The 459-nt window shown below is 67.1% G+C and carries 1 protein-coding gene; it reads left to right on the forward strand.

The annotated features are described in order from the left end of the window. Positions 1-459 (forward strand): glycosyltransferase family protein (locus ON45_RS23370; RefSeq protein ID WP_040496698.1); only part of this gene is annotated, 459 nt, incomplete at both ends.

Raw genomic sequence — 459 nt, forward strand, 5'->3', positions numbered from 1 at the left:
GTGGGCGAGCCTGCTGGTGAGCCACGGCGACTTCGTCGTCTGGTGCGACGGAGATGTGACCAGCTTCGAGCCCGACTGGGTGACCAAGCTGATCACCCCACTGCTCACCGATCCGTCGGTGACGATGATGAAGGCGCTCTATCACCGGCCGACCAACTACGGCGGCGGCGGACGGACCACGGAGTTGGTCGCCCGGCCGTTGATGTCGCGGTACTACCCGAACCTCGCGGGGCTGGCGCAGCCGCTGTCCGGCGAATACGCCGCTCGACGGTCGGCTCTCGAGCAACTCCGCTTCGTGCAGGGGTGGGGTGTCGAGATGGCCCTGCTGATCGACATCGAGCGGGAGTGGGGCGCGTCATCGATCGGGCAGGTCGATGTCGGAAGCCGTCTCCACCGCCATCGGTCGTTGCACTCGCTGTCGGTTCAGGCGGCCGAGGTGATGGCGACGATGCTCGACCG

It is taken from the genome of Ilumatobacter nonamiensis YM16-303, from assembly GCF_000350145.1.
Lineage (GTDB): Bacteria > Actinomycetota > Acidimicrobiia > Acidimicrobiales > Ilumatobacteraceae > Ilumatobacter_A > Ilumatobacter_A nonamiensis.